We start from the raw sequence: 12536 nt of genomic DNA on the forward strand, positions 1-12536 counted from the left end.
TCGAAAACCTCGAATACGGAAATCCGGGCCAGCCCGTCCGGATTTGAACTGGGTGACGAGCCCGGGTTCACGGTGAAGGAGAACGCCATGACGACCACGACGTTATGGGAGGGATCGGCCTCGCAGATTCACGACGGCCCCGGCGGATACAACGGAGTCGAAGCGACCCCCGAGTGGGCCGCTGAGATCAAACGTCTGGCTCGCGAACGCGGCGCGACGATTCTTGCGCACAACTACCAGCTGCCTGCGATTCAGGACGTCGCCGATCATGTCGGTGACTCCCTGGCGCTGTCGCGAATCGCTGCCGAGGCGCCCGAGGACACGATTGTCTTCTGCGGTGTGCACTTCATGGCCGAGACCGCGAAGATCCTGTCGCCGTCCAAGACCGTGCTGATCCCGGACGAGAGAGCCGGCTGCTCTCTGGCCGACTCGATCAATGCCGAGCAGCTTCGTGAGTGGAAGGCCGACAACCCGAACGCGCTGGTGGTGTCGTACGTGAACACAACCGCAGAGGTGAAGGGTCTCACCGACATCTGCTGCACCTCGTCCAATGCCGTCGACGTGGTCAACTCGATCGATCCCGACCGCGAGGTTCTGTTCCTGCCGGACCAGTTCCTGGGAGCTCACGTCAAGCGCGTGACGGGCCGTACCAACATGCAGATCTGGGCCGGTGAGTGCCACGTGCACGCCGGCATCAACGGTGACGAGCTGACGGCCAAGTCCAAGTCGCACCCAGACGCCGAGCTGTTCGTGCACCCTGAATGTGGTTGCGCTACTTCGGCTCTGTACCTAGCCGGTGAAGGCGCGGTCCCCGCGGACAAGGTCAAGATTCTCTCCACCGGCGGAATGCTCGACGCTGCCCGCGTCACCAAGAGCAAGCAGGTTCTGGTCGCGACCGAGATCGGGATGCTGCACCAGTTGCGCAAGGCAGCGCCCGACGTCGATTTCCAGGCCGTCAACGACCGCGCGTCGTGCCCGTACATGAAGATGATCACGCCTGCCGCGTTGCTTCGCTGCCTTCTCGAGGGCAAGGACGAGGTCCACGTCGATCTCGAGATGGCCAAGCGTGCACAGAAGTCGGTGCAGCGCATGATCGAGATCGGTAATCCGGGCGGCGGCGAGTGACCAGCCCTGCCGGGCGTTTCGCCTGGGAGGCTCATGCCGACCTGGTCGTCGTGGGAGGCGGTGTCGCGGGCCTCACCGCTGCGCGCACCGCTTCTCTGCGGGGACTGAAAGTACTCACGGTCAGCAAGGGCGGTCCGACGGACACCGCGACTCAGTACGCGCAGGGCGGCATCGCGGTCGTCGACGATCTGAATACCGATTCCGTCGAGTCGCACGTTTCGGATACGTGTGAGGCCGGCGTCGGTTTGTGCGACGAGGAAGCTGTCTATTCCATCGTCGAAGCTGGTCACGACGCTGTTGCTGCGCTGGCCGCGTTGGGAGCGGTCTTCGATCGCGGGCGAGACGGCGAGGTGTCGCGCACCCGCGAGGGTGGGCACAGCACGCGTCGGATCATCCATGCCGGCGGCGACGCCACTGGCGCGGAAGTGCAGCGGGCTCTCAATGCTGCCGGGCTCCCCGTTCTGTTCGGTGCAGCGGCAGTCCAGGTGGTGACCAACCGGCGTGGGGTGTGCGGACTCATCGTCTCCTCGCCGGAAGGCCTCGGAGTGATCCATGCGCCCGCGGTGCTGCTCGCTACCGGCGGACTCGGTCAGCTGTATGCCTGCAGCACAAATCCGCCCGGAGCGACTGCCGACGGAATCGCGTTGGCACTCGAAGCCGGTGCGGCGATTGCGGACCTGGAGTTCGTTCAGTTCCATCCGACGGTGCTCTTCACTCCGGGCGGGGTAGGCCGCCGACCCCTGATCAGTGAGGCGGTCCGCGGCGAGGGCGCGATTCTTGTCGACACCAACGGTGATTCGGTCACCGCAGGTGTTCATCCGCTGGGTGATCTCGCCCCGCGTGACGTGGTCTCGAGGGCAATCGCAGCACGCCTACGCGATCTCGGCACTGATCACGTCTATCTCGACGCTCGCAAGCTCGACGGTTTCGATTCGAGATTCCCGACCATCACGGCGTCCTGCCTCGAAGCGGGCATCGATCCACGCACCCAATTAATTCCGGTCGCTCCGGCCGCGCACTATTCGTGCGGCGGAGTCGCCACCGACGTCCATGGACGAACGGGAGTGCCTGGTCTCTACGCAGCAGGCGAAGTGGCTCGCACGGGATTGCACGGCGCGAATCGTCTTGCGTCCAACAGCCTTCTCGAGGGTTTGGTAGTCGGGGAGCGTGCAGGAATCGCAGCTGCCGAGCGTCGCGAGGTTCATGCCGAAGTGGTCAACGTGGTGCGCAAGCCGATGCCGATCCTGCCGCGAGAGACCGTGCAGTCCGTCATGACGGCACACGCGTCAGTGGTTCGCGACGGAGGCGGTCTCCAGATTGCGCGAGCCGCGCTTGCCGACGCCGAACAGACAGTGGCGGTGGCTGCTCCGGACCTCGAAGACGCGGCGCTCACGTTGACCGCGACTGCATTGGTCGACGTGGCCGTGGCGCGAACCGAGAGCCGTGGCTGCCATACCCGCACCGACTATCCTGAAACAGATCCGAATCAGCGTCGCAGCACTCGGATCAAGATGGGTGCCGACGGAGCGCTCGAAATACCCGACATGTTGTTGACAGGAGTTCATTGATGACCGAGCAGAAGATCCTGCCCGCGCCGCTCGACCGTGACGAGCTGCTCACATTGGTCAGGCTCGCTCTGGACGAGGATCTGCGCTATGGCCCCGACATCACTTCTACCGCAACGGTTCCCGCCGATGCGGTCGCGAAGGCGTCGGTCGTCTCACGCTCCTCGGGTACTGTCGCCGGCATCGACGTCGGACTGCTTGTTCTCGACGAGGTGATCGGCGCGGGTAACTACGAGGTCGTTGATCGGGTGGCCGACGGAACTCGGGTTGCGCCAGGTCAATCGGTGCTCACCGTTGTCGCACCCACCCGCGGACTTCTCACGGCAGAGCGCACGATGCTCAACCTCGTCTGCCATCTCTCGGGAATCGCCACGGCGACATCACAGTGGGTCGACGCCATCGCCGGCACTCATGCCAAAGTGCGGGACAGCCGAAAGACACTGCCCGGACTGCGTTCTCTGCAGAAATATGCAGTCCACGTGGGCGGAGGCGTCAACCACCGTATGGGATTGGGTGACGCGGCGTTGATCAAGGACAACCATGTTGCTGCTGCCGGTTCGGTGGTCGCAGCACTTCGTGCGGTCCGTGAGCTCGCCCCGGACATCGAGTGCGAAGTTGAGGTCGACAACCTCACTCAGCTCGATCAGGTGCTGGCGGAGAACGTGGAACTTGTTCTGCTGGACAACTTCCCGCTGTGGCAGACGCAGATCGCGGTCCAGCGCCGAGACGCTGTTGCTCCAGAAACCAAACTCGAGTCATCCGGTGGTCTCACCATCGACGTTGCCGCAGAGTACGCCCGAACCGGCGTCGACTACCTCGCTGTCGGTGCCCTGACACACTCGGTGACGGTCCTCGACCTCGGGCTCGACATGTAGATGCCGCTATTGCTCGGCGTCCAGCAGTTGTGGGACGGCCGAGCGAAGCGCGTTTGTCACGGTTGCGACCGCCGGGTGAGCGTCGGAGCCCGCTCGGTGTGCAATCTTCGTCCTTCGTCGAATTGGCATCGGCGTCAGGCGCACACCTAGCGGCGGATGGATTGCTCCGAGTTCAGGAACCAGCGAAACACCCTGTCCCGCAGCGACGAGGGCGAGAACGGTGGCGAATTCGTCGATGTGGTGTCGCACTTTCGGGGTGAATCCAGCTGCCTGGCATGCGCGAATAGTCATTGCATGACAAGCAGTTCCGGGAATTGCGGTAATCCAGGGACGTTCTACGCAGTCGGTCAGTGATGCGACAGCGTCGTGGGGATCTGACTCGATGTCACTCGAAGCGAGGTACACGGCTTCGCTGCACAGCGGCAATGTCGTCAGGCCCGGTTCGGTGGGGCGAGGGACGAAGTCGTAGTCGTGAATCAACGCCAAGTCCAGAGTCCCAGCTCGTAGGTCGTCGGCGACGTCCGCCGGGTCGATCTCCGAAACCATCGGTTCCAACCCGGGATGCTCGCGAGACAGGGCGATCAATGCCGCCGGGAGGATCGCCCGTGCCGCGGTCGGGAACGTTCCAATGCGCAGCGGCCCCGCCAGTCCACGACGTGCGTCGACCAATTCACCTGACGCCTGCTCCAGGCGTTGCAGGATGGCTTCGGCATGACGTGCGAGGTTCTCACCGGCGGGTGTGAGTCGGACGCGACGGCCTGTTCGTTCCAGCAGCGGCACGCCGGCTTCACGTTCGAGGACGGCCAACTGCTGCGACACCGCGGAGGGACTGAACGACAGCGCCTCGGCAACGGCAACGATGGTTCCGCGCAGCGCTAGTTCGCGCAAGAGCTTCAGTCGGCGAACATCGAGCATCAGCTCAGCTTACGCTCGACGATGGAAATGCGAACTAGACCTACAAGGTTTGTTCGGTGAGGCTGAGTTCTATGACTACGACTCGAGTTGACCTGGCCGGAATCCATGTTCCACTGATCACGCCCTTCGAGAGCGACGGTCGTATTGCAATCGGTGCACTCGAACAGCTTGCGCACCAGGTCCTCTCCGAGGGTGCGGTCGGACTCGTTGCGCTGGGGACTACAGCGGAAGCCGCAACACTCACCGAACAGGAGAGAGTGACCGTTCTGGATATCTGTGCGAATGTGTGCCGTGCGAGAGGTGCGACGTTGATCGTCGGCGCGGGCAGTAACGACACGGCGGGCAGTGCGCAGGCGCTCGGGAGGCTGGCTCGGTGGCCTGAGGTCTCGGCGGCGTTGGTGCCGGTTCCCTCCTTCACGAGGCCGTCGAAAGCCGGTGTGGCGGCGCATTTCGCGCATCTGCAGTCGTCGAGCCCAGTGCCGCTGATCGTCTATCACGTGCCGTACCGGACTGCGTGCGATCTGGACAGCGGCACTTTGCAGGAGGTGGGTACTTTGCCCGGGGTTGTTGGTGTGAAGTATGCCGCGGGCGGTATCGACGCAGCTGCCGTCGAACTCTTCGCGGATCTTCCAGGCGACTTCGCCGTACTGGCGGGGGATGATCTATTTCTCGCGCCTCTTCTGGCCTTGGGTGCGGCCGGTGGCATCTTGGCGTCCGCTCATGTGTCGACCGCTGAGTTCGTCCGCTTGGTAAAAGCTTGGGACAGTGGCGATGTGGACGGCGCCCGTGACCTCGGGCGGAGTTTGTCGAAGCTGTCCGGAGCTCTGTTTTCCGAACCGAACCCGACTGTGATCAAGGGCGTATTGCATGCGTTGGGACAGATTCCGACTCCCCATGTGCGACTGCCGTTGCTACCTGCGGGTGACGAATCGGTAGCGCGGGCGCTCGAGGTCTACCACTCTTGACTCGAACGGGTGTTCGAGTATGATTTGGGGAGGGGATCGGGGGATTCAATGAGTGTCTTGTTGTCGGATGTGGTGTCTGGTTCTGCGGTGGGGTTACGCGGACGGTTGTGGCGGTTGACTGCTGCTGAGTTGCGCGCTGCTGCGGTGTCGGCGAGTGCGGAGATTCTGCGCCTCGAAGCTGTGCGTGTGGCTGTGGTGGACGAGTTGTCGTTGCGCCCGGATGATCAGGTGATTGCCAGCCGCGGTGTGGGGTCCTGGTTGGCGGCGAACACGATGCTGCAGGTTCGGGACGGGAAGAAGATCGCCGCGTTGGGTGCGGCTTTGCGGCCGTTTCCGGCGGTGGCGGCTCGGTTCGATGGCGGGGATTGCTCGTTCGATCATGCCGTGTTGATCGTGGCGTTCTGTGAGTCACCGCCGAAGGGGATGCCGGAGGAGGCGCTACCGAAGTGCATCGATTTGTTGTTGGCTGCGGCATCGGGGGTGGAGGCGACGACCACGAAGGTGCGGAACGTAATCGCGACCTTGGAGCGGTTGTTCGAATCGGATGAGATCCCGCCCGCCGAGGATGTCGATCTCAACGAGTTGCGGATCGCCTCGACCTTGAACGGCCGGGTGGTGGTGCGCGGTGATTTCGACGCCCTCACCGGTGAAATGTTGTTGTCGGCGTTGTCGAATCTGACGATGCCGACCCAGGCACCGGATGGGACGCCGGATTCTCGGTCGGCGGCGAAGCGGACCGCGGACGGGTTCACGGAACTGATCCGGCGGTATCTCGATTGCGCTAAGACCGGCACCGATGGTGGTCAGCGGCCGCACGTGAACGTGCACATCAACGCTCGGGATCTGGCGGAGCATCGGGACTGCGCCGCCGCACCCGCTGCTTCTGATGACGGAATGGCTGTGTCGGATCTCGATGTCGGGCACATGCCCTGGCTGGGCCCGCTGTCGGTGTCGCAGACCAGGCTCCTCGGGTGTGATTGTTTCCTGTCGACCGTGCTGCTCGACGATCACGGCGCGCCCTTGGATGCGAAACCAGGAAAGAGGTTGGTCACCGCCGAACAACGGACTGCGTTGATTGCCCGCGACAGAGGCTGCGCGTTCCCGGGTTGCACATGCGTGCCCGCCTGGACTGATGCGCACCACATCCGGCACTGGGCGAACGGTGGCCCGACGGTGATGAACAACCTGGTGCTGCTGTGCCGTTCACATCACCGACTGATGCACCGCAAATCAGGGTTCGTCGGGAAATGGGCGATCCGAATAGGCGCCGACAACAAACCGTGGTTCATCCCGCCGCCCTCGATCGACCCCGGCCAGCACCCGCGACCGGCCAACACCACATTCAAAACCTGACTGAGTGGTGACACCCGTTCAGGCGCACAACTTCACGCCGATAGGCTTCAACTCGGAGATACACCCGGGTTGGGGCCTGGAGGCCGTGTTGTTGTGAACGGCTGCAGATATGGGGGAGGTCATATGGTTGTCGACGTTGTGCAAGCGGTCGAGACCGATGGGCCGGAGATTCTGGCGCTGCGGCACGCGGCAGAAGACTGGTTGGCAGAACGCGGAATCATCCAGTGGCGCCCGCGTTCAGTGTCTGTCGAGCAGGTCGGGGAGCAGATTTCGAGAGGGGAGTTCTTTGTTGCGCGAGACCGGGAACAGTCGAGGATTGTCGGTGCCCTGCGGTTGATCTGGTCAGACCCCGTGGTCTGGCCCAATTCGAACGATCCTGCCGGCTACGTGCACGGATTGGTTATCGATCGAGAATTCTCGGGCACCTCGTTGGGCGAACGCTTACTCGTCTGGGCCCATCGACGGTCCGCGCAGGAGAACGCGCAGTACCTGCGGCTCGATTGTGTAGAAACCAACGTGCGGTTGCGCCGCTATTACCGAGACGCGGGTTTCGCCGAGGTAGGGCGTCGTGACTTCGGAGACGATGCCGACAACGGGTGGTTCAGCGTCGTGCTGTTCGAGCGCTCCCTGACCTGATCCATTCACAGCAACTTTCCAGGCGGCTCCCAGTGCCGCCAGGGTTGGAGACGCGATCGTTGGCAGGACAGTAACTCGTGAAGGGACTTCCTGATGACCGCCGTTCTGCATCCGGCCCCGCGTCAGCGGCCGGCACCAACTGCCCATCGCGCGGAGCCCTCGCCGTCGTGGTTCCGCACGCGCAGTACGGGATTGGCGCTGACGATCCTGTTGGCAGCAACGGCAGTCCTGTATTTGTGGAATCTGACCGCGAGTGGCTACGCCAACACCTTCTACGCTGCAGCGGCGCAGGCCGGCTCCCAGAATTGGAAAGCGTGGTTCTTCGGGTCCCTCGATACCTCGAATTTCATCACGGTCGACAAACCGCCCGCTTCATTGTGGGTCATGGGTGTGTCCGGGCGAATCTTCGGATTTTCGAGTGCCAGCCTTCTAGTTCCGCAGGCATTGATGGGCATCGGATCGGTTGCGCTCGTATACGCGGCCGTCAAACGAGTGGCGTCGCCCGCTGCGGGTTTGGTGGCGGGAGCTGTTTTGGCAGCTACGCCCGCTGCCGCCCTGATGTTCAAGTTCGACAATCCTGATGCACTGTTGGTTCTGCTCATGACTCTCGCCGGCTACTTCGTTATTCGCGCCATGTGCACGGCGATAGGTCGTCGAGCCGCTATGTGGGTGGCGCTCGCAGGAGTAGCGCTGGGGTTTGCCTTTCTCACCAAGATGCTGCAAGGGCTGATGGTGTTGCCTGCATTTGGTGCCGCGTATTTGATCGCCGGACAGGTGCGCTTGCGGACTCGCCTGGTCCACCTGGTGATCGGTGCTGCGTCCGTTGTCATATCGGCTGGGTGGTGGGTGTTGGCAGTGTGGCTGTGGCCCGCTGATTCTCGCCCGTACATCGGCGGATCGACCAACAACAGCGTCATGGACTTGGTAGTGGGATACAACGGATTGGGTCGACTTTTCGGGAGCACCGGTGGCGGTGGCGGAATGGCCGGTGGCAGTGCAGGTTCGAGCTTCGGGGGAAGTGCCGGACTCGAACGGCTGTTCGGCAGCGAGATGGGTATCCAGATTTCCTGGCTTATTCCTGCGGCTTTGATTGCGCTGGTGTTCGGCCTGCTCGCCTGTGGGCGCGCACCGCGCACAGATCTTGTCCGTGCGTCGTTGATCCTTTGGGGTGGCTGGTTTCTCGTTACCGGCCTGATCTTCAGCTACATGTCCGGCACGATCCACCCCTACTACACAGTTGCGCTGGCGCCCGCCGTCGCGGGGATGATCGGGACCGGTGGATACGCTCTGTGGTTGGTCCGTGCCCGTTGGATCGGACGTTGCGGGTTGGCTGCGACGATGCTGGCCGCAGGAATCTGGAGCTGGGTGTTGTTGCACCGCAATGCCGACTGGCTGCCGATGCTGAAGTGGATTCTGTTGGTAGGCACTGTCGTCGGCGCGATCCTGGTTCTCGTGGGAGCTAAGGATCGATTTCGCAAGCTCGCTGTCGCTGGATTGATTCTTGGATCGTTGGCAGGGATAACCGGTTCTGCGTCTTACGCGATTGCCACTGCCGCAACAGCGCACGGTGGGTCCATCCCGACGGCCGGATCGACCGGCGCCGTGTCCGACTCCGGAATCGGCGGGGGAGGAGGTATGGGTGGGGGCCCAGAGCTGCAAAACGGTGACGCTCCGCCGAATTCTTCTGACGCGACTGTAAATCCGGCGTCGAACGGGCAAGAACTGAGTAGCGGCAGTGAAAGTACTTCCGAGTTGACGGCAATGCTGGTCAATGCGGGCACCACGTGGTCGGCCGCGACCAACGGCTCGCAAAGCGCAGCAACCTACGAGTTGGCCAGCAATACCGCGGTGATGGCGATCGGCGGTTGGAGTTCCGATCCCGCACCGACATTGGATCAATTCATCCAGTACGTGGCAGACGGAAAAATTCACTACTACATTGCCGGTGGCCAGGGCGGAAGCCAGCGAGAGGGCCAAAGCGGGGACAGCACGTCGAGTGTCATCCAGGAATGGGTCGAAGCGAATTTCACGTCGACAACGGTGGGAAATTCCACGATCTACGACCTCAGCGGGTATGTCGGATAGCGACGTAGTTGTTGTGGTAGGCAATGATCGAGAAATGTCTGGGCGCACCGCACACGAGTCGAACCGTCGCCGCGAGCAATGGACCTGGCGTGACGGGCTGGTGATCGTCTCGATCGTCGCCTTGGGAACTGTTGTCGCGGCGGTGACGAACGAAGACACGGGCGCGTCGATTCCCGGCTGCGATTCGGTGGCATCGCCGGGTCCGCCGGTGCGTATCAACTACGGTTTTGCCGGTGAGCCCGGCTATGACGACCCGGACTATCCATGGTTCTCGGGACCGAAGGCCACCGCCATGAGCGACGCACTACTCGAATCGCTGCCTTCCGATGTCGACGTTGCATTTGCGAGTCCATCGAAATCGCTCGAGTTTGCGCCGATCCAGAATTACCGGGGTGCCTCGTTTCCTGACGGGGTCGACCCGATCGAGTTCAGCGGTTCTACGTCGGCGAAGGGAACCTTGACTCGCGTCGGGCGGACTGCGGATATCTCGGTTCAGGTGCGTGCATGGGATCAGCCGGTGCCGCCGTGCTTGGAGGGTCTGGTGGATCGGCGGGAGCATCTCGAAAACGGAACAGTGCTCGACATCGCCGATTTCGAGGACAGAGCCGATTTCGAAGACACAGACGGTTCGGAAGTCGGGGGCGAGCGCGGAGTCGTCGCGTATCTCGGTGATGGATCCCGGGTTGTTGCCAGCGTCGACACGTCGACCGGAACTTCGTCGGATGCTTCCCCGCTCTTGACGATGGACGAACTGATCGCGTTAGCGACCGCGCCGGGGCTTGCGGTGACTGCGCCGGTTCCAGACTCGACGCCGCCGCCGATGGCATCCTGCTACACCGATTCTGTGAATGCCGGTCCACCTGCGTCGCGCATGGATATCGACCGACTGAATCAGTTGCTCGATGCACGTTGGAAGGATCTCGGCGCGGCAGGCGTCACTTTGGAGCGCCCGCTCGGTTCGTTGGTTCCAGATGATTACGGACAGGGAGGAGTGTGCGAGCGGATCGTCGCCTCGACAGCGGACGGCAGCAGCGATGTCGAAATATCAGTTGGTACCGCTGTGCCGGAACCGGGTGAGACACTGACGTTGCCAGGCTCCACCACCGTGACTCGCCTGGTCGATCCCGATGGCTCGGGCGATGACACGGTCCGGGTTGTTCACCCCTCCGGCGAAACAGTAGTGGTGACCCAGTTCGTGACATCGGCTGGCTCCACATCGGCGTCGCCTTTGACAATCGAACAGCTCGAGTTCATCGCAACCACTCCAGGGCTGGTGATTTCGGCTCGGTGACGGTGGTGCTGGCACAATAGTGGCGAATTGTTCGTACCCAGAGACGTCGGAGGCTCAACGAATGGGCGATGCCAGCCCTGCTCGCGGTGACGATTTCTCCACCTGGTTCATCGATCAGTTCTCCGTGTACTGGCAGTCCGGCGGTGGGGCCCGCATCGAAGGACGTATTGCGGGCTATCTGTTGATCAGCGAGTCGCCAGGGGTCAGCGCCGAAGAGTTGGCGCAGGCACTCGGAGCAAGTCGCGGATCGGTGTCCACCTACATTCGTCGGTTGATCGACCGGGGGTTCGTCAAGCTCACGCGCAAGCCTCGGGATCGGACTCACTACTACGTCATGGATTCCGACGTGTGGGGCGGATTCCTCGAAACAGAGCACGTGTATCTCGAGAATCAACGCAAGCTTGCGACCGAGGCCCTGCAGTACGCAAATCCCAACGGTCCCGCGTACATTCGTGTGCTCAACATGCGCGATTACATGGGGTGGATCATCGGCAATCGCATGCTGAGCAGTGAGTGGATGCGATTCAAAGCTGAACGCGACGGCAAGAAACCCGCGTCCGAATAGGACGCGGGTTTCTCGATCGCACGATGCTGATCTACATCACTTGTTCAGCTTCGCGATTGCCTCGTCGATCATCGGCACGTAGCGCTCGAGCGACCAGGGCACGGTCAGAGGGTTGATCATCGAGGAACCGGTGACGAAGGGCTGTTCGGTCGGAGCGATGACAGTTCCCCGAGCCACAGCGGGGATTGCCTGGTAAGCGGGCTGCGCTTCGATCTCGGCCCGGTTGGCCGGGTCCGAGTAGAAGGTGAAGAGCAGGTCGGACTTGTCGAGGAGGTTTGCGTTCTCGAGGCCGATGACGGCGGAGTCTGTTCCTTCAGATTCCGTCAAGGTGTAGACGACGGGATCCACCTGCAGGCCAAGTGCGCGGACCATGGCCACACGCTGCTCTTCGGCGAAAAAGACGCCGAGGGTTCCTGGGCCCGTGTTGTAGATGAAGGAGAAGCTGACGTCGGCGTAGTTCGGATGTGCTGCAGTCGATTCCGCGAACTGCGACTTGATCTTGTCGATTTCGGCTGTCGCCTTCTCGGATTCGCCCATGGCTTTGCCGATGACGTTGATCTGGTCTTCCCACGTGATGGTCCAGGGGCTCTCGGCGTAGGCGACGGTCGGCGCGAACGCGTTGAGCGAGTCGAACTGCTGCTGTGTGATGCCGGACCAGGGGGCGAGGATCAGGTCGGGTTCGAGAGCGATGATCGCCTCGATGTTGAGATCGGTTCCGCCGGTGAACTGCTCTGGCAGTTCGCCACCTTGCTTCGTGACCGCTTCGTGGACCCACGGCAGATACCCGGTGTCGTCGCTGCCCCATGCGTACTTTTCGACGCCGACGGGGATCGTGCCGAGCGCGATTACGGTCTCCGCCGACCCCATGCCGAGAGTCACGATTCGCTCGGGCTTTTCGGTGATGACGGCGTTTCCGAGCGCACTTTCGATGGTGACGGTTTCGAAGTCGCTGCTGCTCGATTCGGTTGCGGTGTCGTTGTTACTGCATCCGCCGATTACCAGGGCGGCAATGACCAATCCACTCAGCGCCACAGTTCGGCGAAGTGAGCGCACACGGGCGTATCGCATGGGGAACCTTCCGTTGTCGATGCGCCGAGGAGTGAGACTCCGACGGATCGCAGCCGACGGCCGGTTCCAGGCGCGTCAGGAAGCATAGGCTAG

11 protein-coding genes are annotated in these 12536 nt (G+C 62.4%); 9 read left to right on the top strand and 2 right to left on the bottom strand.

Features of this window, described 5'->3' with window-relative positions; genetic code table 11:
• Positions 1-87 precede the first annotated feature (87 nt).
• Genes nadA through nadC form a run of 3 tightly spaced genes read left to right on the top strand, consistent with a single transcriptional unit; the run spans position 88 to position 3565 of the window.
• On the top strand, positions 88-1125 hold the full coding sequence (gene nadA, locus AC1Q61_RS15170; RefSeq protein ID WP_003941702.1) for a quinolinate synthase NadA: 1038 nt from the start codon (positions 88-90) through the stop codon (positions 1123-1125).
• Positions 1122-2693, top strand: coding sequence for an L-aspartate oxidase (locus AC1Q61_RS15175; RefSeq protein WP_003941771.1), 1572 nt, complete (start codon positions 1122-1124; stop codon positions 2691-2693). Before nadA ends, AC1Q61_RS15175 begins: the two co-directional genes overlap by 4 nt.
• A complete protein-coding gene (gene nadC, locus AC1Q61_RS15180; protein WP_003941805.1) occupies positions 2693-3565 on the top strand; it encodes a carboxylating nicotinate-nucleotide diphosphorylase in 873 nt (290 codons plus the stop codon). Before AC1Q61_RS15175 ends, nadC begins: the two co-directional genes overlap by 1 nt.
• 6 nt (positions 3566-3571) lie before the next feature.
• Here nadC and AC1Q61_RS15185 read toward each other — a convergent pair whose 3' ends face one another.
• Positions 3572-4480: a LysR substrate-binding domain-containing protein gene (locus tag AC1Q61_RS15185; RefSeq protein ID WP_030537090.1), complete on the bottom strand. Its 909-nt coding sequence runs from the start codon at positions 4478-4480 to the stop codon at positions 3572-3574.
• Between the two features lie 71 nt (positions 4481-4551).
• Between AC1Q61_RS15185 and AC1Q61_RS15190 the strand changes: the two genes are divergently transcribed.
• The 6 genes from AC1Q61_RS15190 (at position 4552) to AC1Q61_RS15215 (ending at position 11375) form a co-directional block, all read left to right on the top strand.
• Positions 4552-5445 carry a dihydrodipicolinate synthase family protein gene (locus AC1Q61_RS15190; RefSeq protein WP_042925094.1) on the top strand — a complete coding sequence of 298 codons (894 nt, stop codon included), beginning with the start codon at positions 4552-4554 and terminating at the stop codon, positions 5443-5445.
• 48 nt (positions 5446-5493) lie between these two features.
• Positions 5494-6798: an HNH endonuclease signature motif containing protein gene (locus AC1Q61_RS15195; protein WP_042925091.1), complete on the top strand. Its 1305-nt coding sequence runs from the start codon at positions 5494-5496 to the stop codon at positions 6796-6798.
• 123 nt (positions 6799-6921) lie between these two features.
• Positions 6922-7434 (top strand): GNAT family N-acetyltransferase, encoded by a 513-nt coding sequence (locus AC1Q61_RS15200; RefSeq protein ID WP_042925090.1) that lies wholly within the window; start codon positions 6922-6924, stop codon positions 7432-7434.
• A 93-nt stretch (positions 7435-7527) separates the two neighbouring features.
• Positions 7528-9519, top strand: coding sequence for a glycosyltransferase family 39 protein (locus tag AC1Q61_RS15205; protein WP_215515945.1), 1992 nt, complete (start codon positions 7528-7530; stop codon positions 9517-9519).
• Between the two features lie 34 nt (positions 9520-9553).
• Positions 9554-10810 (top strand): hypothetical protein, encoded by a 1257-nt coding sequence (locus AC1Q61_RS15210; protein ID WP_042925087.1) that lies wholly within the window; start codon positions 9554-9556, stop codon positions 10808-10810.
• Between the two features lie 61 nt (positions 10811-10871).
• Positions 10872-11375 carry a GbsR/MarR family transcriptional regulator gene (locus AC1Q61_RS15215; RefSeq protein ID WP_042925083.1) on the top strand — a complete coding sequence of 168 codons (504 nt, stop codon included), beginning with the start codon at positions 10872-10874 and terminating at the stop codon, positions 11373-11375.
• A 36-nt stretch (positions 11376-11411) separates the two neighbouring features.
• On the opposite strand, the gene AC1Q61_RS15220 is transcribed toward AC1Q61_RS15215, so the two are convergent.
• Positions 11412-12443, bottom strand: coding sequence for an iron-siderophore ABC transporter substrate-binding protein (locus AC1Q61_RS15220; protein WP_007732282.1), 1032 nt, complete (start codon positions 12441-12443; stop codon positions 11412-11414).
• Positions 12444-12536 lie beyond the last annotated feature (93 nt).

Source organism: Rhodococcus sp. MPR-R1B, assembly GCF_058793255.1.